Raw genomic sequence first — 18,754 nt, 5'->3', positions numbered from 1 at the left:
GGGGGTGAAGCGGCCGGGAACGAGCACGCGGTGAACGCCGTGAACGTGCCACGGCGGTCCTCGGGCCGAGCGCACGGTCGGCGGCGCGGTCAGGTCCGCCCGTCCCGTGCGCTCGTTCCCCGTTCCGGTGCGCCCCTGGTGTGCAGGGCCTCGGCGGGGCCGTTCACGGGCTGCGGGACACCCGCGAGGTCGAGCACGAACAGCGGGATGCCGAGGGCGTCCGCGCCGGCCCGGGCGGCGTCGGTGTGGCCGGCGAGGGAGAAGTGCACGCACTCGGCGGACTCGGTCATCGCCGTCAGCCACAGGCACTCCACGTCCCTCGGCCCGGCCGGCCGCACGGTCGGGTCCACCTGGGCGAGCAGCCCGCGGGCGGCGAGCCCGATGCCGTGCACAGGCCGCTGGTCGGCCCGGCGGACGTCCCGGTAACCGAGCCAGCGCAGGTACCGCGCGGCGCTGGTGACGGCGTCCCGGGCGGTGCGGATGGCGCGGGGCTGGAAGGGGGGACGGTGACCGGGTGCGGAGCGGGCGCCGTCCGGCCCCGGTGCGTCGGCGGGCCCGCCTGGGCCGGCGGGTTGCCGTGCGTCGGCGGGTCCACCCGAACCGGCGGGTTCCCGTGCGTCGGCGGACCCGCCTGGGCCGGTCGGTCGCTGCGCGCCGGCGGGTCCCTCCCGGCCGGCAGGTGCCCCTGGGCCGATGGGGTCCCCGGGGCCAGCCGGTTTCCCCGGGCCGGCGGGTCCCTGGGTGCTGTGCGCCGAGTGCGGACCGGCGGGTTCCGGTGGGCCGGCGATGCGCTGTGGATCGGCCGGGGTCCGGGGGCGGCCCGGGTCGCGCGTCCCCGGCGATCGCTCCGTGCCGGGCGGCCCCCACGTTCCCGCGGCGGGCTTCGCCGCCGACGGGCCCGTCACCGGGATGCGCAGGACCGTGCCGCACGGGCAGCCCAGTTCCGGGCGGGGCCAGTGGCCCAGGCGTCCGCAGCCGGCGCACGGCAGTGTGAGCCACTCGTCGTCCCAGGCGCGGTGCGCCGCCACGGCCGGTTCGGCCGCCGGGTCCAGCCGGGGCGCGGTCGGAGCCCCGCACGCACAGGGATACGCCGGCGCGGTGTAGACGTGCGTGCGCCGGCAGGCCGGGCAGCGCACCGGAACGCTCTCGGGCATGTCCCACTCCAGGGCGTCGCGTCGGGACGGCGCTCCCATGGTGCTCCTCCCCGGCCGCCCCTGTCCGGCGCTTGCCGGTGTCCGGAGCACTCTTGACGGCCTTGTCGCACCCCCCTACATTACTTCCAGATCGTAGAAGTAAGTTTCCGTAATACGGAAAATGGGTGCTCACCGCGGGGCGCGACGGGAGTACGCATCCGACAGCCGAAGCAGGAGTACTCGATGGCTCGTATGACCGCTGCCCGCGCGGCAGTTGAGATCCTCAAGCGCGAGGGCGTCACCGACGCCTTCGGTGTGCCGGGCGCGGCGATCAACCCGTTCTACAAGGCCCTGAAGGAGGGCGGCGGCATCAACCACACCCTCGCCCGCCACGTCGAGGGCGCCTCGCACATGGCCGAGGGCTACACCCGGGCCGCGCCGGGCAACATCGGTGTCTGCGTCGGCACCTCCGGTCCGGCCGGCACCGACATGATCACCGGGCTGTACTCGGCCATCGGCGACTCCGTCCCGATCCTGTGCATCACGGGCCAGGCGCCCACGCACGTGATCCACAAGGAGGACTTCCAGGCCGTCGACATCGCCTCGATCGCGGGGCCGGTCACGAAGATGGCCGTCACCGTCCTGGAAGCCGCGCAGGTCCCCGGTGTCTTCCAGCAGGCCTTCCACCTGATGCGCTCCGGCCGCCCCGGCCCGGTCCTGATCGACCTGCCGATCGACGTCCAGCTCACCGAGATCGAGTTCGACGCGGAGACGTACGAGCCGCTGCCCGTCTACAAGCCGGCCGCGACCCGCGCCCAGATCGAGAAGGCCCTCACCTTTCTTCTGGAGTCGCAGCGCCCCGTCATCGTCGCCGGCGGCGGCGTCATCGGAGCCGACGCGGCCGACCTGCTGGTGGAGTTCGCCGAGCTGACCGGCACCCCCGTCATCCCCACCCTGATGGGCTGGGGCGTGCTGCCCGACGACCACGAGCTGAACGCCGGCATGGTCGGCGTGCAGACCTCGCACCGCTACGGCAACGCCACCTTCCTGGAGTCGGACTTCGTCCTCGGCATCGGCAACCGCTGGGCCAACCGTCACACCGGCTACAAGCTCGACGTCTACCGCGGAGACCGGAAGTTCGTCCACGTCGACATCGAGCCCACCCAGATCGGCAGGATCTTCCCCCCGGACTACGGGGTCGTCTCCGACGCCAGGGCCGCGCTGGAGCTGTTCGTCGAGGTGGCGAGGGAGCTGAAGGCCGGGGGCAGGCTCCCCGACCGCTCCGACTGGGTCGCCGCCACCCAGGAGCGCAAGGCCACGCTGCTGCGCCGTACCCACTTCGACAACGTGCCGATGAAGCCGCAGCGCGTGTACGAGGAGATGAACAGGGCCTTCGGCACGGACACCCGGTACGTCACCACGATCGGCCTCTCCCAGATCGCCGGCGCGCAGATGCTGCACGTGTACAAGCCGCGCCACTGGATCAACTGCGGCCAGGCCGGCCCGCTCGGCTGGACCATCCCGGCCGCGATCGGCGTCGCCAAGGCCGACCCGGACTCCCCGGTCGTCGCGCTCTCCGGGGACTACGACTTCCAGTTCCTGATCGAGGAGCTTGCGGTCGCCGCGCAGCACAGGATTCCGTACGTCCACGTGCTGGTGAACAACGCCTACCTGGGCCTGATCCGGCAGGCGCAGCTCGGCCTGGACATCGACTTCCAGGTGAACCTGGAGTTCGAGAACATCAACGCGCCCGAGATCGGTGTCTACGGCGTCGACCACGTCAAGGTCGCCGAGGGACTGGGCTGCAAGGCGATCCGGGTCACCGAGCCGGACGAGCTGGGCGCCGCGTTCGAGCAGGCGAAGAAGCTGGCCGCCGAGTACCGGGTGCCGGTCGTCGTCGAGGCCATCCTGGAGCGGATCACCAACATCTCGATGAGCCGCACCATGGACGTCAGCGACGTCAGCGAGTTCGAGGACCTGGCCACCGAGCCGGGCCACGCGCCGACGTCCATCAAGCCGCTGAGGGTCTGACCCGCCGCAGGCACCGCGCACCGCGGGGGCGGCCCGTCATCCGGACGGGCCGCCCCCGCGTCGTACACGCACACGCCCGGACCTCAGTCGAACCCGCCGCCCCCGCCACAGCCACCCCCGTGGTCGTGACCGCCGTGGCCGTAGCCGCCGTGGCCGTGCCCGCCGCCACCGCCGTCCCAGCCGTCGTACGCGGCGCCGTCCCCCAGGACGTACCGGAAGGCGGTGCCCCGGCCGAACGGGAAGCGCCCCTCGTCCGCGAGCGCGCCCCGGCCGGTGAGCCCCGCTTCCCGGGCGAAACGCGGGGCGAGCACGGTGAGGGCCCGCCCGCCGTACAGCGCGACGGCCAGCAGCACCTCGTCCTGCGGCAGTCCGTCCGGCCCCTCGGGCAGCGGACGGCGCGCGCGCAGGTCCGCCAGCAGACGGCGGGCCGCACGGGTGCGGCCGGGCGGCAGCACCCGCACCAGCCCCTGCGCCGCCAGCTCGGCCCGCATCCGGGCGAGGGCCCGCCGCACCACCGCGCGGGCGGGCAGCTCCCGCGGGCCGGCGGGCCGGTAGAGGGCGGTGCGCACGGCCTTCTCCAGCGGATGCCGCAAGGGCCCGGCGTCGCCGGTCGCGGTCTTGCGCAGCGTGCCCGGCCGGCCCGCCTCGACCGCGCCGCGCAGCTGCATCCCGAGCACGGCGACGGTGAGAGCGGCACGGTCACCCCCGCGCAACAGCGCGACCGCGCACGGGTCCGGCGGATTCGACTCCGTACGGCTCATGAGACACCCCCGTACGGGGCCCGTCGCCCCCGTGCCGACGGGCCCCGTATGCCGTCAATGTGCCCTGCCGCCGGGGTGGTTGAAGCCTCCGCCGCGGTCTTCAGAGGTTGATTTGAGGGTTGCGCACCCGGTCTACGACCGCTGCCGTACGCGTCGCCGTCACCACTCGTGCTCCGACAGCCCCGGCCAGTCGTCCGGGCCGCCGCCCTGCCATTCGATCAGGTCGCTCTGCTCCACCTCGATCCGGTCCAGGTCGGCCAGCCGCAGGATCTCCACGACGTCATCGAGATGCGAGGCGATCCCCAGCGTCACGTCCCCCTCGGTCACCCGCCGGGAACCGTCCAGCGCCGGGGGGTGGACCACGATGTGCGGGTAGTGGGTCGGATTGGCCATGCCTTCAGCCTGCTGCCGAAGCGGTGCGGGCGCACCCCGGGCCGGGAACACGCCGGAGCGCCCCCTGGGCAGGGGCGCTCCGGGCGCTGTCGGGTGGCCGTCCGACGGCGCGAGGCCGGGCGCGACAGGTCGTTCGCGCCGCCGGACGGGGTGGGCGGGCCCCTCGGGAGGGGGGGCGGGCGGGACCGTGGTGGACGCGACGGAACCGGGTGCCCTTCCCTCTGGTCGAGAAGGGGACTCGGGTCCTTCACCACCGCACTGGCTCGCGGGCCACCACGGTCCTCGCCCTGCCCGCGCGCCCCGCCGGCGGCCATCCCTCATCCGGGCCGTCCGGCGTGCCGCGCGGGCCGCGTGCGGAAATCATGACCTCCCGTCAGATTCCGCACGCCGTTCGCGGGTTCTCGCCGCTCAGTCCTCGCGCAGGGCGCGGACCGCCTCCTCCACGCGCTTGCCGTACCCGGGGTCGGCGGCGTGGAAGTGGGCCAGGTTCCTCTCGATCACGTCGTCGCGGGAGACCTGCGAGAGGCCGCCGGCGATGTTCGCGACCAGACGGGACTTCTCCTCCGGCGACATCAGGCGGTACAGCTCGCCGGCCTGGAAGAAGTCGTCGTCCTTGGTGTGCAGGGGCGCCTCGTGGGTGCCCGTGTGGCCCGAGACCGCCAGCGGGGCCGAGAGGGGGCGGCCGGTCTCGACCGGGCCGTCGTAGGAGTTCGGCTCGTAGTTCCTGGCGTGGCGGCCCTGCGCGTTGAGGGCCATGAAGCCGTCCCGGCCGTAGTTGCGCGCGCCGCCGGGAACCGCCTTCGGGGTGTTGACGGGGAGCAGGGTGTGGTTGACGCCGAGGCGGTAGCGGTGGGCGTCGGCGTAGGCGAACAGGCGGCCCTGGAGCATCTTGTCCGGGGACGGGCCGATGCCGGGCACGAAGTTGTTCGGGGCGAACGCGGCCTGCTCCACCTCGGCGAACACGTTGTCCGGGTTGCGGTCGAGGACCAGGCGGCCCACCCGCCGGAGCGGGTAGTCCCCGTGCGGCCACACCTTGGTCAGGTCGAACGGGTTGAAGCGGTAGTCCGCCGCCTCGGCCGCCGGCATGATCTGCACGTACAGCGTCCAGGACGGGTGCACGCCCCGCTCGATCGCCTGGAGCAGGTCGGTCTGGTGGGAGGCGGGGTCCTTGCCGGCCAGCTCCCGCGCCTGCTCGGCGGACAGGCAGCGGATGCCCTGGTTCGTCTTGAAGTGGTACTTGACGAAGAAGGCCTCGCCCTCGGCGTTCGTCCACTGGTAGGTGTGCGAGCCGTAGCCGTTCATGTGCCGGTACGACGCCGGGATGCCGCGGTCGCCCATCAGCCAGGTCACCTGGTGCGTGGCCTCGGGGGAGTGCGCCCAGAAGTCCCAGACGTTGTCCGGCTCCTGGCGGCCCGTGAACGGGTCCCGCTTCTGCGAGTGGATGAAGTCGGGGAACTTGATCGGGTCCTTGACGAAGAACACCGGGGTGTTGTTGCCGACGAGGTCGTAGTTGCCCTCCTCGGTGTAGAACTTCACCGCGAAACCGCGCGGGTCGCGGACGGCGTCGGCGCCGCCGAGGGAGTCGGCCACGGTCGAGAAGCGCACGAACACCTCGGTGCGCTTGCCGATCTCGCCGAGGAAGGCGGCGTGGGTGTAGCCGGTGACGTCGTCCGTCACCTCGAAGTGGCCGTACGCGCCGGAGCCGCGGGCGTGCACCACACGCTCCGGGATCCGCTCGCGGTTGAAGCGCGCGAGCTTCTCCAGGAGGTGCTGGTCCTGGATCAGGAGCGGGCCGCCGACGCCGGCGGAGGCGGAGTTCTGGTTGTCGGCGACGGGGGCGCCGGACTCGGTGGTGAGCACGCGCTGCGACATCGTGGACCTTCCGTGCGGGAGTCAGCGGAAACCTGTTTCCGCTTCGTGGAGCCTAGGAGCGGGCGATCGGGGCGTCAACAGTTTGTTGAACCGAATGCCGGGGCAGAGCCGGCGTGAAGGTGGTTCCGGGCCGCGGCGCCGCCTGGGCGCGACAGGACAGGTGTCGGCGGCGCCGCGGCCCGGAAGCGGGTGGGGGACCGTCAGACCCGGGCGCCGGACAGGCGCTCCACGGCCCGCAGCAGCGCCGAGTGGTCCAGGCCGCCGTCGCCCTGGGCGCGCAGCGACGCGACCAGCTGCGCGACCACGGCGCCGACCGGCAGGGCCGCGCCGACGGCGCGGGCGGCGTCGGTGACGATGCCCATGTCCTTGTGGTGCAGGTCGATGCGGAAGCCCGGCTTGAAGTCGCGGTCCAGGAAGTTGTCCTTCTTGCGCGTCAGTACGGTCGAGCCGGCGAGGCCGCCGCCCAGCACGTCCAGCGCGGCCTTCAGGTCCACGCCCGACTTCTCCAGGAAGACCACGGCCTCCGCGCACGCCTGGATGTTGACGGCGACGATCAGCTGGTTGGCCGCCTTCACGGTCTGGCCGGAGCCGTGCGGACCGCACAGCACGATGGTCCTGCCGAGCGCCTCGAAGACCGGCCTGGCCTCGTCGAAGTCGGCCTGCTCGCCGCCGACCATGATCGACAGTACGGCTTCGACGGCGCCGGCCTCGCCGCCGGAGACGGGCGCGTCCAGGACGCGGATTCCCTTCTCCTTCGCGTTCTTCGCGAGGTCGACGGAGGTCTGCGGGGTGATCGAGGACATGTCGATCAGCAGGGCGCCCTGCCGGGCGTTCTCCAGGATGCCGTCCGGGCCGTAGGCGATGGCCTCGACCTGCGGGGAGGCGGGCACCATCGTGATCACCACGTCGGCGTCCCGCACGGCCTCGGCGATGGAGGCGGCGGCCGTACCGCCGGCGGCGGCCAGCCGGTCCAGCTTCTCCCGCTCCAGGGTGTAGCCGGTGACGTCGTAACCCGCCTTGATCAGGTTCTCGGACATGGGGGAGCCCATGATGCCGAGGCCGATCCAGGCGATCTTGGGAAGACTCATCGGGGGTGCCTTTCTCAGTGCGGGGTGGTCAGCGGGCCGCGCGGGCCTGGACGGGCAGCCAGTCGAAGGCCTCGGCGCTCGGGCGGTCGCCCGGCTTGTACTCCAGGCCGACCCAGCCGTCGTAACCGGCCTTCCTCAGCCGGCCGAGGAGGTCCTCCAGGGGCAGCGAGCCCGTGCCGGGGGCGCCGCGGCCCGGGTTGTCGGCGATCTGCACGTGCCCGGTCCTCGCGGCGTACCGTTCGACGACCGACGGCAGGTCCTCGCCGTTCATGGACAGGTGGTACAGGTCCATCAGGAACTTCGCGTTCCCGAGGCCCGTCGCCTCGTTGACCTTGTCCACGACCTCGATGGCGGCGGGTGCGCTCACCAGCGGGTACAGCGGTGACTCGGGCTTGTTGAGGGCCTCGATCAGCAGGATCGCGCCGATCCGGTCGGCCGCGTGGGCCGCGAGGGCCAGGTTCTCCAGGGCGAGAGCGTCCTGCTCGGCCGGGGCCACGCCCTCGACGCGGTTGCCGTACAGGGCGTTGAGCGCCGTGCAGCCGAGGGAGGCCGCGAAGTCGGCGGCGACGTCGACGTTGGCGCGGAACCTCTCGGACTCCTCGCCGGGCACCGAGAGGGCGCCGCGGTCCGGGCCCGGCAGCCGGCCGGCGTAGAAGTTCAGGCCCGTGAGCCGGACTCCCGCGTCCTCGACCGCCTTCTTCAGGGCGTCCAGTGCGGACCGGGCGGGGGTGGGGGAGTCGGTCCAGGGCCACCACAGCTCGACCGCGGAGAAGCCCGCCGCGGCGGCGGCCGCGGGGCGCTCCAGGAGCGGGAGTTCCGTGAAGAGGATCGACAGGTTGACGTTGAAGCGGTGGTCTGCGGCGGTGCTCCACTCGAAACCCGGCATGCGGGCCGCGCTCCCTTCCGTGGGTCGAGTTTCCGTATTACGGAAGTTTGTTTCTGCTTAATGGAAGATTGCCGTCGGGTGTCGGAGCTTGTCAAGGGGGGTCGGCCGCCGGGCGCCCGAAAAGCCGCGCCGGGCGTTAGGTTGAGCGCGTGCGATTGAGAGTGGAGTTCACGACCGAACCCTTCGACCTGGACGAGGCGCCCGCGCACGCCCTGGTGGCGCGGGAGGTCATCGAGACGGCCGGGCTGGACGCCGTCGACGTCGGCCCGTTCGGCAACACGGCCGAGGGCGGAGCCGATCGCGTGCTCACGGCGGTCGACGCGCTGCTGCGCAAGGCCCTGGAGGCCGGCGCCACCCGTGTCTCGCTCCAGGTCAACGTGATCGACGGCGTGGACGGCGACGCGACCGCGGAGGGCGGCAGATGACCGGGGACGAGCCGTTCATCGCGGCCGTGAAACCACTGGTCGACGCCATGGGCGGGGAGATGCTCCCGCCCGACGAGGCCGGCCCCGAGGACGTCGTGCTCGCCTGGGAGGGCGTCGACGTCGTCGCCGTGCGCCTGCCCCAGCTCGCCGACTCCCTGGACCACATCCTCGCCGCGATGGAGCGCAGGCAGGGCCGGCCGCTGGCCGACCTGGACCGCAAGGCCAAGCAGGAACTCGTGCGCAGCCTGGAGGCGCGCGGCGCGTTCGCCGTGCGGCACGGCGTGGAGACCGTGGCCGGCGCGCTCGGCGTCAGCCGGTTCACGGTCTACAACTACCTCAACCGGGAGAAGGGTTCCTGACCGGGCCGGGAGCGGGGGCCGACGCCCCGTCCGGGCCCGGTCCTGCTTGTTACGCGGAATTTTCAACAAAGTGTTGACGTGGTGTTTCCGAGGGCGTTAGCTATCGGCAGCCCGATCAGCACGACGGCCCATCGTGGCCACGGAGGCTCCCGTGACGTCGACTTCCACGCCCCCGGGCCTGGCCCGGTTCAACGATCTGGAGGAGCGCGCGGCCCTCGCCGCCCTCCACGAGGCGTGCGCCTCCACCGAGTGGGCCCGGCGACTGCTCGCCGCCCGCCCCTACGCCACCCCGGAGGACCTCTACGCCGCCAGCGACGCCGCCACGGCCGAGCTGACCACGGCGGACCTCGAGGAGGCGATGGCCGGGCATCCGCCGATCGGCCGCCCCAAGCCCGGCGATCCGGCCTCCGCCCGCGAGCAGCGCGGCATGGCCGGCGCCTCCGACGAGCTCAGGGCGGAGATGCTCGAACTGAACCTGGCCTACCAGGAGAAGTTCGGCCACGTCTTCCTCGTCTGCGCCACCGGCCGGACCGGCGAGCAGATGCGGGACGCGGTCAAGGAGCGGATCGGGAACGCGCCGGAGCGGGAGCGGGAGATCGTCCGCACCGAGCTGGGCAAGATCAACCGCATCCGACTGGCCCGACTCGTCGAAGAGGACGCCTGACACCATGAGCACCAGCACCACCGCCTCCGTGTCCACGCACATCCTGGACACCTCGATCGGCCGCCCCGCCGGGGGCGTCGCCGTCCACCTCTCCGCCCGCGGCGGCCGGCGAGGGGACTGGCAGGCACTCGGCGGCTCCGCGACCGACACCGACGGCCGGTGCAAGGACCTGCCGGCGCTGCCGGAGGGGACCACCCACGTACGGCTCGACTTCGAGGTGGAGCCGTACTTCGCGAAGAAGCAAGCCGATGCGCAGCAGGACGCCCCCGCGAACCGGGACAGCGGACCGGCGGTGTTCTTCCCGGAGGTGGCGATCACGTTCACCGTCGTACCGGGCGAGCACTACCACGTACCGCTGCTGCTCAACCCGTTCGGCTACTCCGTTTACCGAGGGAGCTAGCTAAAGATGCCCACCATTCTGGGACAGAACCAGTACGGCAAGGCCGAGAACCGAGTCGTCAAGATCACGCGGGACGGCGCCACCCACCACATCAAGGACCTCAACGTCTCGGTCGCGCTGAGCGGCGACATGGAGGAGGTCCACTACTCCGGCTCCAACGCCAACGTCCTGCCGACCGACACCACCAAGAACACGGTGTTCGCGTTCGCCAAGGAGTACGGCATCGAGTCCGCCGAGCAGTTCGGCATCCACCTCGCCCGGCACTTCGTCACCAGCCAGGAGCCGATCCACCGGGCCCGCATCCGCATCGAGGAGTACGCCTGGGAGCGGATCGAGGCCTCCGACGCCAACAGCAGGTTCATCGGCGCCGACGAGGTCAGGCACTCCTTCGTCCGCAAGGGCCAGGAGACCCGCCTCACCCAGATCACCTACGACGGCGAGCGGTGGGAGGTCGTCTCCGGCCTGAAGGACCTGGTCGTGATGAACTCGACCAACTCCGAGTTCTGGGGCTACGTCAAGGACAGGTACACCACGCTCCAGGAGGCGTACGACCGCATCCTGGCCACCCAGGTCTCCGGCCGCTGGCGGTTCAACTGGACCGACGACGAGCAGAAGATGCCCAACTGGGAGAAGTCCTACGAGCAGACGAAGAAGCACATGCTCCAGGCCTTCGCCGAGACGTACTCCCTCTCCCTCCAGCAGACGCTGTACCAGATGGGCGCGCGCATCATCAACCACCGCGGCGAGATCGACGAGGTCCGCTTCTCGCTGCCGAACAAGCACCACTTCCTGGTGGACCTGGAGCCGTTCGGACTTGAGAACGACAACGAGGTCTACTTCGCCGCCGACCGCCCCTACGGCCTCATCGAGGCCACCATCCTGCGGGACGGCTGTGAGGCCCGTATCCCGGTCGACATGACCAACCTCTGACGCGGGACGCGCGCCCCCGGACCCGCCACCCGGGCCGGGGGCCCGCCACACCGGAGGGAACGAAATGGCACAGCCTGCGAAGGGGCCCGCCACAGCCCCCTGTCCCACCCCGCCGGAGCACACCGAGGACGCCGTCACGTCCGTGCACCCGGTGGACGAGAAGCTCCACCTCTCGCGGCTCGTCCCCGCCGCGCTCCAGCACATCGCCGCCATGTACGCGGGCGTTGTCACTCCTCCGCTCATCATCGGCCAGGCCTGCGGACTCGACGTCGCGGCCCGCACCCGGCTGATCGCCGCGAGCCTGCTCGTCGCGGGCGTCGCGACCGTCCTGCAGACCCTCGGCGTCAAGGGCCTCGTCGGCAACCGGCTGCCCTTCGTCAACGCCGCCTCCTCGGCCGGCATCGCCCCGATCCTCGCGATCGCCGAGACCAGCGCCAAGGGCCACCAACTCCCCGCGATCTACGGCGCGGTGATGGTCGCCGGCGCCTTCTGCCTGGCCCTCGGCCCGTTCTTCGGCCGGCTGCTCCGCTTCTTCCCGCCCCTGGTCACCGGCGTCGTCATCACCCTGATCGGCGTCACGCTGATGCCCGTACCGGTCGGCTGGGCGCAGGGCGGCGACAGGACCGCCGCCGACTTCGGAGCCATGCGGCACCTCGCGCTCGCCGGGTTCACCCTCGCCGTCATCCTGCTCGTCCAGCGCTTCGGCAAGGGCTTCGTCAAACAGGTCGCGCTGCTGTTCGGGCTGCTCGTCGGCACCCTCGCCGCGATCCCCCTCGGCATGGCCGACTTCAGCGGCCTGAAGTCCGCACCCGTCGCCGCGCTGCCCACGCCGTTCGCCTTCGGCGCCCCCGAGTTCCAGCCCGCGGCCATCCTCTCGCTGTGCATCGTGATGCTGGTCCTGATGACCGAGTCCAGCGCCGGCATGCTCGCCCTCGGCGAGATCTGCGACCGCCGCGCCGACGCGCGGACCATCACCCGCGGGCTGCGCACCGACGGCATCGCCACCCTGCTCGGCCCCGTCTTCGGTGGCTTCCCCACCTCCGCCTTCGCCCAGAACGTCGGCGTCGTCTCCCTCACCCGGGTGCGCAGCCGCTACGTCGTCGCCGTCGCCGGCGCCGCCCTGCTGGTCCTCGGCGCCTTCCCGGTCCTCGGCGCGGTCGTCTCCCTCGTCCCCATGCCGGTCCTCGGCGGCGCGGGCATCGTCCTCTTCGGCTCGATCGCCGTCAGCGGCATCCGTACCCTGGCCGAGGCGGGCCTGGACGACAGCTCCAACATCATCCTGGTGGCCGTGGCCCTCGGTGCCGGCATCATCCCGCTGGCCGCGCCGACCTTCTACGCCGGCTTCCCGGCCTGGGCGCAGACCGTGCTCGGCTCCGGCATCAGCGCCGGCGCGCTCGTCGCGGTCCTGCTCAACCTGTTCTTCCACCACCTCGGCACCCGGAACGGGCAACCGGCTCCGGCACTCAAATCCTCCTAGGGTCCTGCCGTGCCCTCCCCGTGGAACTCTCCCGTCCACGGGCCGCCACCGAAAGACAAGGAAGCACGATGGCACCACCGGCAGCCGAGCGCATCGTCATCGAGAACTGCGCCATCGCGACCGTGGACGCGCTCGACACGGAACACGCCTCGGGACATCTCGTCCTGGCGGGCAACCGCATCGAGTCGGTCGGCGCGGGCAAGGCCCCCGAGGGCCTGGAGAACGTGGTGCGCCGGATCGACGCGACCGGCCACCTGGCCACGCCCGGCCTGGTCAACACCCACCACCACTTCTACCAGTGGATCACCCGGGGCCTGGCCACCGACCACAACCTGTTCGACTGGCTGGTCGCGCTCTACCCCACCTGGGCGCGCATCGACGAGCGGATGACGTACGCCGCCGCGCAAGGATCGCTCGCCATGATGGCCCGGGGCGGCGTCACCACCGCCATGGACCACCACTACGTCTACCCGCACGGCTCCGGCGACCTGTCCGGCTCGATCATCCGGGCCGCCGCCGAGACGGGCGTCCGCTTCACACTGGCCCGCGGCTCGATGGACCGCGGTGAGAAGGACGGCGGGCTGCCCCCGGACTTCGCCGTCGAGACGCTGGAGGGCGCCCTCGCCGCCACCGAGGAGACCGTCAGGGAGCACCACGACGCCTCCTTCGACGCGATGACCCAGGTGGCGGTCGCGCCGTGCTCGCCGTTCTCCGTCTCGACCGACCTCATGCGCCAGGCCGCCGAACTGGCCCGCCGTCTCGGCGTACGGCTGCACACCCACGGCTCGGAGACGGTGGAGGAGGAGAAGTTCTGCCACGAGCTGTTCGGCATGGGCCCCACCGACTACTTCGAGTCCACCGGCTGGCTCGGTGCGGACGTGTGGATGGCGCACTGCGTCCACATGACCGACTCCGACATCGCCGCGTTCGCCCGCACCAGGACCGGCGTCGCCCACTGCCCGTCCTCCAACGCCCGCCTCGCGGCCGGCATCGCCCGCGTCCCCGACATGCTCGAGGCGGGCGTCCCGGTCGGCCTCGGCGTCGACGGCACCGCCTCCAACGAGTCCGGTGAACTCCACACCGAACTGCGCAACGCCCTCCTGATCAACCGCCTCGGCGCCCACCGCGAAGCCGCTCTGAACGCCCGCCAGGCGCTGCGGCTCGGCACCCACGGCGGCGCGCAGGTCCTCGGCCGGGCGGAGCAGATCGGCTCGCTGGAGCCCGGCAAACTCGCCGACCTCGTGCTGTGGAAGATGGACACGCTCGCCCACGCCTCCATCGCCGACCCGGTGACCGCGCTGGTCCTCGGCGCCGCGGCCCCGGTCACCGCGTCCTTCGTGAACGGCCGGCAGATCGTGGAGAACGGCCGCCTGCTCACCGTGGACGAGGACGCCATCGCCGTCTCCACCCGCGCGGAGGCACAGCGCCTGGCCCGTATCACCGCGCGGGCCTGACCCGGCCCGGGCCCGTACAGACTCCGGCCGGGAGGGACGGCTCCCGGCCGGGACCCGTGGATCCGAGCGGGATCCACGGCTGCCGTCCCCGGGGCGCGTGCACGCACCCGCCCCGGGGACGGTCACCCCCACACCGCTCACCCCCGCTCACCGCGCCACCCCCGTCAGGTCCCTTCCCCGGCTCGCGGCTTCGCCCGAGCAGGGAGGTGCCCCATGCCCACCCGCACCACCTCCATGAAACCCACGTCGACGACGACGTGTTACCCGCCCGGAGGACCGCCGTGGCCGCCCATCCCGTAGACGAGAAACTCCCCGCCCTGAGAATGGCGACCAGTGGCCTGCAGCACGTGGCCGCCATGTACGCCGGGGTCGTCGCCCCACCGCTCATCGTCGGCGCCGCCGTCGGCCTGAGCGCGACCGACCTCACCTTCCTCACCGGTGCCTGCCTGTTCACCGCGGGCCTCGCCACCTTCCTCCAGACGCTCGGCTTCTGGAAGATCGGCGCCCGGCTGCCCTTCGTCAACGGCGTCACCTTCGCCGGTGTCGCCCCCATGACCGCGATCGTCGCCTCCACCGAGGACAAGTCCCACGCCCTGCCGGTCATCTTCGGCGCGGTCATCGTCGCCGGTCTCCTCGGCTTCCTCGCCGCGCCCGTCTTCTGCAAGGCGGTCCGCTTCTTCCCTCCGGTCGTCACCGGCTCCGTCATCACCCTGATCGGCGTGTCCCTGCTGCCGGTCGCGTTCGGCTGGGCCCAGGGCCCCGACCCCCGGGCGCACGACTACGGTTCCACCACCTACCTCACCCTCGCCGGCATCACCCTGCTCATCGTCCTGCTGCTGCGCCGCTTCACCCGCGGCTTCGTCAAGCAGATCGCCGTGCTGCTCGGCCTGATCGTGGGCACGCTCGTCGCGATACCGTTCGGCGTCACCGACTTCGGCCCGGTCGCCCACGCGGACGTGGTCGGCTTCCCCACCCCCTTCCACTTCGGCGCCCCGCGGTTCCAGCTGGCCGCGATCCTCTCGCTGTGCGTGGTGATGGTGGTCTCGATGACCGAGTCGACCGCCGACATGCTGGCGCTCGGGGAGATCGTGGAGCGCCCCGCGGACGAGAGGACCATCGCGGCCGGCCTGCGCGCCGACACCCTCGGCTCCGCGATCAGCCCGCTGTTCAACGGCTTCATGTGCAGCGCCTTCGCCCAGAACATCGGCCTGGTCGCCATGACGAGGATCCGCAGCCGGTACGTCGTCGCGACCGGCGGCGGCTTCCTGGTCCTGATGGGGCTGTGCCCGATGGCCGCCTCGCTCATCGCGGTCGTACCCCGGCCGGTCCTCGGCGGCGCCGGTGTCGTCCTGTTCGGCTCGGTCGCCGCGAGCGGCATCCAGACCCTGGTCCGTGCCGGGCTGGACCGGGACAACAACGTGCTGATCGTGGCCGTGTCCCTCGCGGTCGGCATCATCCCGATCACCGCGCCGGAGTTCTACCACGCGTTCCCCGAGACCGCGAAGATCGTCCTGGACTCGGGCATCTCCACCGGCTGCGTCACCGCCGTGGTGCTCAACCTCCTCTTCAACCACCTCGGCAAGGGCCGCGAGGCCCAGGACGTCACCCACCCCATGGAGTCGGGGCAGGAGATCGCCGCCGCGCACTGAGGCCGGCGACCAGTACGCTCAACCGGCCGGGGGAGACGGCGGCGACGCCGTGACCCCCGGCCACCGCATGAGGTTGGCCAGCAACTCCGCCTGCTCGACCGCGTCGTCCAGCGCGTGGTGCGTGTGCCGGCGCCGCGACAGCAGCTCCCGCGGCATGGTCCCCTTCGCCACCGCCCGCAGCGGCAGCCGGGCCTTCGCCGCGTACAGCGTCTTCATGTCCAGGCAGCCGGAGTGCCCGAAGGGGCTGCTCCCGGTGAAGCGGATCAGGTACCAGTACAGGAACGTCCAGTCGTACGACGCCGGGTAGCCGCACATCACCGGCTGCGCGCCCGCGCTCACCTCACGCACCCACGCGGCGAACTCCGCGAGCGCCACGGCGGGTTCGGCACCCTCGGTGGTCAGCCGGGCCCGGTCCAGCCCGCTCACCGACAGCGCCTCGGGCACGAACTCCTCGCTGACCGGCCGCAGTTCCCGGTAGAAGGTCCGCTCCTCGGGGTCGGCGGCGGTGAAGCCCGCGCCGTCCTGCACCCCGGCGACCGCCGCCCCGAGACTGAGCATGGAGTACGGCCCGGGGATCGGTCCGTCGGCCTCGATGTCGACGGAGACGTACAGACTGGGCTTGACGCGGCGTGCGGGCATGAGCCGGAGCATCCCACCCTCCCCGCGTGCCCCGCATCCCCATTCGGTCCCACGGGGCCGAGGGGCGCCCCCGGCCCGTGTCCTCGCCCGGCCTCAGGCGCGGCGCTCCCGCAGGACCAGCGCCGCCAGCGCAAGGGCCGTCGCCGCGATGCCCGTGGCCACGGTGAACGCCAGCCGGTAGCCCCCTGCGGTCGCGGGCAGCAGGGACGTGCCGTCGGCGAGCAGGCTTCCGGTGCGGCTCGCCGCGAGCGTCGTGAGGATGGCGAGGCCCAGCGAACCGCCCACCACCTGCGTGGTGTTGAACAGCCCGGAAGCGAGTCCCGCGTCCTTGGCCCGGGCGCCCGACATCGCCAGCCCGGTGAGCGCCGGCATGGCCGCCGCGAACCCGGCGGACAGCAGCAGCATCGCCGGCAGCACATCGGTGGCGTAGGAGCCGTCGGCGGGCACCCGGCCCAGCAGGGCCATGCCCGCCGTGATCAGCGCCAGGCCGGTCAGCAGCACCCGGTAGCCGCCGAACCGGGCCACGGTCCGCGCGGACAGCCCCAGCATCAGCACCCCGATCGCGACCGGAGCCGGCAGGAACGCGGTGCCGGTGGCGAGCGCGCCGTACCCCAGCACCCGTTGCAGGTACAGCGCGCCGATGAACTGGAAGCCGTACATCGTGGCGATCATCAGCATCTGGACCGCGTTGGCGCCGGTCAGCCGCCGGGAGCGGAACAGCCGCAGCCGCAGCAGCGGGCGCGCGGCCCGGGCCTGGCGCAGGGTGAACGCCGCGAACAGGGCGACGGCGAGGGCTGCCAGCGGCAGGGTGACCCCGGTGGAGCGGTCGCCCGCGCCGACGATCACGTACACCGTCAGCATCAGTGCGCCGGTGACCAGGGCCGCCCCGATGTAGTCGGCGCCCCGGCCCAGCCCGGCGCCGGGTTCGGGGGCGAGCACCCGCACCGCGGCCAGCCATGCGGCCACGCCGATCGGCAGGTTGATCAGGAAGATCCAGTGCCAGCCCAGCGCCTCGGTCAGGGCGCCGCCGAGGAAGGTGCCGAGCGCGCCGCCCGCCGCACCGACCGCGCTGAACGCCGCGATGGCGCGGGCCTGTTCGCGCGGCTCGGGAAAGAGCGCCACCAGCATCCCGAGGACCACCGCCGAGGCCATCGCCCCGCCCGCGCCCTGCACCGCCCGCGCCGCGATCAGCGTGCCCTGCCCGGTCGCCGTGCCGCACAGCACCGACGCCAGCGTGAACACCGCGAGCCCCGCCGTGAACATCCGCTTGCGGCCCACCAGGTCACCGAGCCGTCCCGCCAGCAGGAGCAGTCCGCCGAAGGCGATCAGATAGGCGTTGACGACCCAGGCCAGCCCGGGCCCGCTGAAGCCGAGGTCGCTCTGGACGGCCGGCATCGCCACCGTGACGATGTTGCCGTCCAGCACCGTCATCAGCGTGCCCGCGCACAGCACGGCGAGGGAGGCCCGGCGGGAGTACCGTGCTCCCGGAGCCACCGCCGCCGGTGGCGGACCGTTCTCGATCGTGGCCGACATCGTGTGCCGCCTCCCCGTTCTTCCTCGGCGTCCCTGTTCTTCTCGCGCACCTTGGTGCACGACTTGTAACGGGGAACATCGTGGGTGACCATGAGGGCCGGCGTAAGGAGGCAGTCCGATGTCCCAGGGGAACACCGCTGTTACCGCCCAGGCAGTGAACGCGCACGCGTGCCCCGTCCGCGAAGTTCTTGACAGGGTGGCCGGCAAATGGAGCGTGCAGATCCTCGTCGCCGCCGCGCACGGGCCCATCCGGTTCACGGAGCTGGAGCGCGGCATCGAGGGCATCAGCCGCCGCATGCTGACCCTCACCCTGCGCAACCTGGAACGGGACGGCCTGGTGACGCGCACCGTCCATCCGACGGTGCCGCCGAAGGTCGAGTACGAACTCACCCCCGTCGCCCACGAGTTGCACGACACCCTGCAACGGCTGACCGACTGGGCCGAGCGCAACCGGGTGTACGTCGCCGAGGCGCGGGCGGCCTACGACGCCGAGCACCGGCCGGACCCGCTCGACGCTTAAACCCTGTCGTCACACTCCCGTCTGCCGCGCTCCGGGCGGACGACGGGGGTTTGACGACAGGAGCCAGGCCGCCGACGGGACTACAGGCCGAACAGGGCCGGGTCCGCCGCCAGTTCCCCGAACACCGCGCGGGGGTCGGCCAGCAGCTTGCGCGCGGTGAGGTCCATCAGACCGCCCACCGCGACGACCTCGGCCGCCAGGGTGCCGTCGCTCTTCACGATCTCCTGCCGGATCCGGAAGGTCTTTCCCTCCCCCCACTCGAACGCGCAGGTCACATCGACCTCGTCGCCGGCGAGCAGCTCACGGCGGTAGCGGACGGTCGTCTCCAGCGCCACCGGGCCCACGCCCCGGCCCACCAGCCGGGCCTGGCTGATCCCGGCCGCCTGGAGCAGCGACCAGCGGGCGTGCTCGGCGTAGTTGAGGTACACCGCCTGGTTGAGATGGCCCTGCACATCGGTCTCGTAGCCGCGGACGGTCACACGGACGGAAAACGGTTCGGCCACTGCTTGCCCTTCTGCTGTTCGGATCTCCGGTCGACCG

The 18,754-nt window shown here is 72.2% G+C and carries 19 protein-coding genes; 10 read left to right on the top strand and 9 right to left on the bottom strand.

Going from position 1 to position 18,754, the window contains the following annotated elements; genetic code table 11:
- Window positions 1–89: 89 nt before the first annotated feature.
- Complete coding sequence (locus AB0946_RS40330) at window positions 90–1,028, bottom strand: hypothetical protein (protein ID WP_366765716.1); 939 nt, start codon at window positions 1,026–1,028, stop codon at window positions 90–92.
- Between the two features lie 348 nt (window positions 1,029–1,376).
- On the opposite strand from AB0946_RS40330, the gene gcl reads away from it, so the two are divergent.
- Window positions 1,377–3,164, top strand: a complete 1,788-nt coding sequence (gene gcl / locus AB0946_RS40325) for a glyoxylate carboligase (RefSeq protein ID WP_366765709.1) — start codon at window positions 1,377–1,379, stop codon at window positions 3,162–3,164.
- A gap of 83 nt (window positions 3,165–3,247) precedes the next feature.
- On the opposite strand, the gene AB0946_RS40320 is transcribed toward gcl, so the two are convergent.
- The 5 genes from AB0946_RS40320 to AB0946_RS40300 all read right to left on the bottom strand — a co-directional run bounded on the left by AB0946_RS40320 (window position 3,248) and on the right by AB0946_RS40300 (window position 8,164).
- The gene (locus AB0946_RS40320; RefSeq protein WP_366765708.1) at window positions 3,248–3,925 is read right to left on the bottom strand and encodes a TIGR04222 domain-containing membrane protein; all 678 of its coding nucleotides are present in this window, start codon (window positions 3,923–3,925) and stop codon (window positions 3,248–3,250) included.
- A gap of 159 nt (window positions 3,926–4,084) precedes the next feature.
- Window positions 4,085–4,318 (bottom strand): hypothetical protein, encoded by a 234-nt coding sequence (locus AB0946_RS40315; protein WP_103811724.1) that lies wholly within the window; start codon window positions 4,316–4,318, stop codon window positions 4,085–4,087.
- A gap of 408 nt (window positions 4,319–4,726) precedes the next feature.
- Window positions 4,727–6,190, bottom strand: a complete 1,464-nt coding sequence (locus tag AB0946_RS40310; protein WP_366765707.1) for a catalase — start codon at window positions 6,188–6,190, stop codon at window positions 4,727–4,729.
- A gap of 200 nt (window positions 6,191–6,390) precedes the next feature.
- On the bottom strand, window positions 6,391–7,278 hold the full coding sequence (locus AB0946_RS40305; RefSeq protein WP_366765706.1) for a 2-hydroxy-3-oxopropionate reductase: 888 nt from the start codon (window positions 7,276–7,278) through the stop codon (window positions 6,391–6,393).
- A 28-nt stretch (window positions 7,279–7,306) separates the two neighbouring features.
- Complete coding sequence (locus AB0946_RS40300) at window positions 7,307–8,164, bottom strand: TIM barrel protein (protein WP_366765705.1); 858 nt, start codon at window positions 8,162–8,164, stop codon at window positions 7,307–7,309.
- A gap of 149 nt (window positions 8,165–8,313) precedes the next feature.
- Here AB0946_RS40300 and AB0946_RS40295 point away from each other — a divergent pair, with 149 nt between their 5' ends.
- From AB0946_RS40295 to AB0946_RS40260, 8 genes are all read left to right on the top strand, one after another.
- Window positions 8,314–8,589, top strand: coding sequence for a thiamine-binding protein (locus tag AB0946_RS40295; protein ID WP_366765704.1), 276 nt, complete (start codon window positions 8,314–8,316; stop codon window positions 8,587–8,589).
- Window positions 8,586–8,948, top strand: a complete 363-nt coding sequence (locus AB0946_RS40290; protein ID WP_132783070.1) for a helix-turn-helix domain-containing protein — start codon at window positions 8,586–8,588, stop codon at window positions 8,946–8,948. The genes AB0946_RS40295 and AB0946_RS40290 overlap by 4 nt, the downstream gene beginning before the upstream one ends.
- Before the next feature lie 151 nt (window positions 8,949–9,099).
- Window positions 9,100–9,612 (top strand): 2-oxo-4-hydroxy-4-carboxy-5-ureidoimidazoline decarboxylase, encoded by a 513-nt coding sequence (uraD, locus tag AB0946_RS40285; protein ID WP_366765703.1) that lies wholly within the window; start codon window positions 9,100–9,102, stop codon window positions 9,610–9,612.
- Between the two features lie 4 nt (window positions 9,613–9,616).
- Entirely contained in the window at window positions 9,617–10,012 is a 396-nt protein-coding gene (gene uraH / locus AB0946_RS40280) for a hydroxyisourate hydrolase (protein WP_366765702.1), read from the top strand.
- Window positions 10,013–10,018: 6 nt separating this feature from the next.
- Window positions 10,019–10,942 (top strand): factor-independent urate hydroxylase, encoded by a 924-nt coding sequence (pucL, locus tag AB0946_RS40275; RefSeq protein ID WP_366765701.1) that lies wholly within the window; start codon window positions 10,019–10,021, stop codon window positions 10,940–10,942.
- Window positions 10,943–11,006: 64 nt separating this feature from the next.
- Window positions 11,007–12,419, top strand: a complete 1,413-nt coding sequence (locus AB0946_RS40270) for a nucleobase:cation symporter-2 family protein (RefSeq protein ID WP_366765700.1) — start codon at window positions 11,007–11,009, stop codon at window positions 12,417–12,419.
- A 68-nt stretch (window positions 12,420–12,487) separates the two neighbouring features.
- Window positions 12,488–13,873: an 8-oxoguanine deaminase gene (locus AB0946_RS40265; protein ID WP_366765699.1), complete on the top strand. Its 1,386-nt coding sequence runs from the start codon at window positions 12,488–12,490 to the stop codon at window positions 13,871–13,873.
- A 281-nt stretch (window positions 13,874–14,154) separates the two neighbouring features.
- Complete coding sequence (locus AB0946_RS40260) at window positions 14,155–15,522, top strand: nucleobase:cation symporter-2 family protein (RefSeq protein ID WP_366765698.1); 1,368 nt, start codon at window positions 14,155–14,157, stop codon at window positions 15,520–15,522.
- 18 nt (window positions 15,523–15,540) lie between these two features.
- Here AB0946_RS40260 and AB0946_RS40255 read toward each other — a convergent pair whose 3' ends face one another.
- Together AB0946_RS40255 and AB0946_RS40250 are read right to left on the bottom strand one after the other, a co-directional pair.
- Window positions 15,541–16,161: a 3'-5' exoribonuclease gene (locus tag AB0946_RS40255; protein ID WP_366765697.1), complete on the bottom strand. Its 621-nt coding sequence runs from the start codon at window positions 16,159–16,161 to the stop codon at window positions 15,541–15,543.
- A gap of 93 nt (window positions 16,162–16,254) precedes the next feature.
- A complete protein-coding gene (locus AB0946_RS40250; RefSeq protein ID WP_366765696.1) occupies window positions 16,255–17,694 on the bottom strand; it encodes an MFS transporter in 1,440 nt (479 codons plus the stop codon).
- 118 nt (window positions 17,695–17,812) lie between these two features.
- Here AB0946_RS40250 and AB0946_RS40245 point away from each other — a divergent pair, with 118 nt between their 5' ends.
- Window positions 17,813–18,214, top strand: coding sequence for a helix-turn-helix domain-containing protein (locus tag AB0946_RS40245; protein WP_366765695.1), 402 nt, complete (start codon window positions 17,813–17,815; stop codon window positions 18,212–18,214).
- A gap of 80 nt (window positions 18,215–18,294) precedes the next feature.
- Here AB0946_RS40245 and AB0946_RS40240 read toward each other — a convergent pair whose 3' ends face one another.
- On the bottom strand, window positions 18,295–18,717 hold the full coding sequence (locus AB0946_RS40240; RefSeq protein ID WP_366765694.1) for an acyl-CoA thioesterase: 423 nt from the start codon (window positions 18,715–18,717) through the stop codon (window positions 18,295–18,297).
- Between the last annotated feature and the right edge of the window lie 37 nt (window positions 18,718–18,754).

Origin of the sequence: Streptomyces sp. NPDC046870 (assembly GCF_040704595.1) — a bacterium.
Classification (GTDB): domain Bacteria; phylum Actinomycetota; class Actinomycetes; order Streptomycetales; family Streptomycetaceae; genus Streptomyces; species Streptomyces argyrophylli.
Note: the sequence above shows the minus strand (reverse complement) of the source record. Positions and strands in the feature narration are given on the sequence as shown.

Excerpts from the sequence above, each read along its gene's own strand:
- pucL (WP_366765701.1), top strand. The coding sequence starts at position 10,019 with ATGCCCACCATTCTGGGACAGAACCAGTACGGCAAGGCCGAGAACCGA.
- AB0946_RS40265 (WP_366765699.1), top strand. The coding sequence starts at position 12,488 with ATGGCACCACCGGCAGCCGAGCGCATCGTCATCGAGAACTGCGCCATC.
- AB0946_RS40255 (WP_366765697.1), bottom strand. The coding sequence starts at position 16,161 with ATGCCCGCACGCCGCGTCAAGCCCAGTCTGTACGTCTCCGTCGACATC.
- AB0946_RS40300 (WP_366765705.1), bottom strand. The coding sequence starts at position 8,164 with ATGCCGGGTTTCGAGTGGAGCACCGCCGCAGACCACCGCTTCAACGTC.
- AB0946_RS40315 (WP_103811724.1), bottom strand. The coding sequence starts at position 4,318 with ATGGCCAATCCGACCCACTACCCGCACATCGTGGTCCACCCCCCGGCG.
- AB0946_RS40290 (WP_132783070.1), top strand. The coding sequence starts at position 8,586 with ATGACCGGGGACGAGCCGTTCATCGCGGCCGTGAAACCACTGGTCGAC.
- uraH (WP_366765702.1), top strand. The coding sequence starts at position 9,617 with ATGAGCACCAGCACCACCGCCTCCGTGTCCACGCACATCCTGGACACC.
- AB0946_RS40320 (WP_366765708.1), bottom strand. The coding sequence starts at position 3,925 with ATGAGCCGTACGGAGTCGAATCCGCCGGACCCGTGCGCGGTCGCGCTG.
- AB0946_RS40305 (WP_366765706.1), bottom strand. The coding sequence starts at position 7,278 with ATGAGTCTTCCCAAGATCGCCTGGATCGGCCTCGGCATCATGGGCTCC.
- AB0946_RS40310 (WP_366765707.1), bottom strand. The coding sequence starts at position 6,190 with ATGTCGCAGCGCGTGCTCACCACCGAGTCCGGCGCCCCCGTCGCCGAC.
- gcl (WP_366765709.1), top strand. The coding sequence starts at position 1,377 with ATGGCTCGTATGACCGCTGCCCGCGCGGCAGTTGAGATCCTCAAGCGC.
- AB0946_RS40250 (WP_366765696.1), bottom strand. The coding sequence starts at position 17,694 with ATGTCGGCCACGATCGAGAACGGTCCGCCACCGGCGGCGGTGGCTCCG.
- AB0946_RS40245 (WP_366765695.1), top strand. The coding sequence starts at position 17,813 with ATGTCCCAGGGGAACACCGCTGTTACCGCCCAGGCAGTGAACGCGCAC.
- AB0946_RS40270 (WP_366765700.1), top strand. The coding sequence starts at position 11,007 with ATGGCACAGCCTGCGAAGGGGCCCGCCACAGCCCCCTGTCCCACCCCG.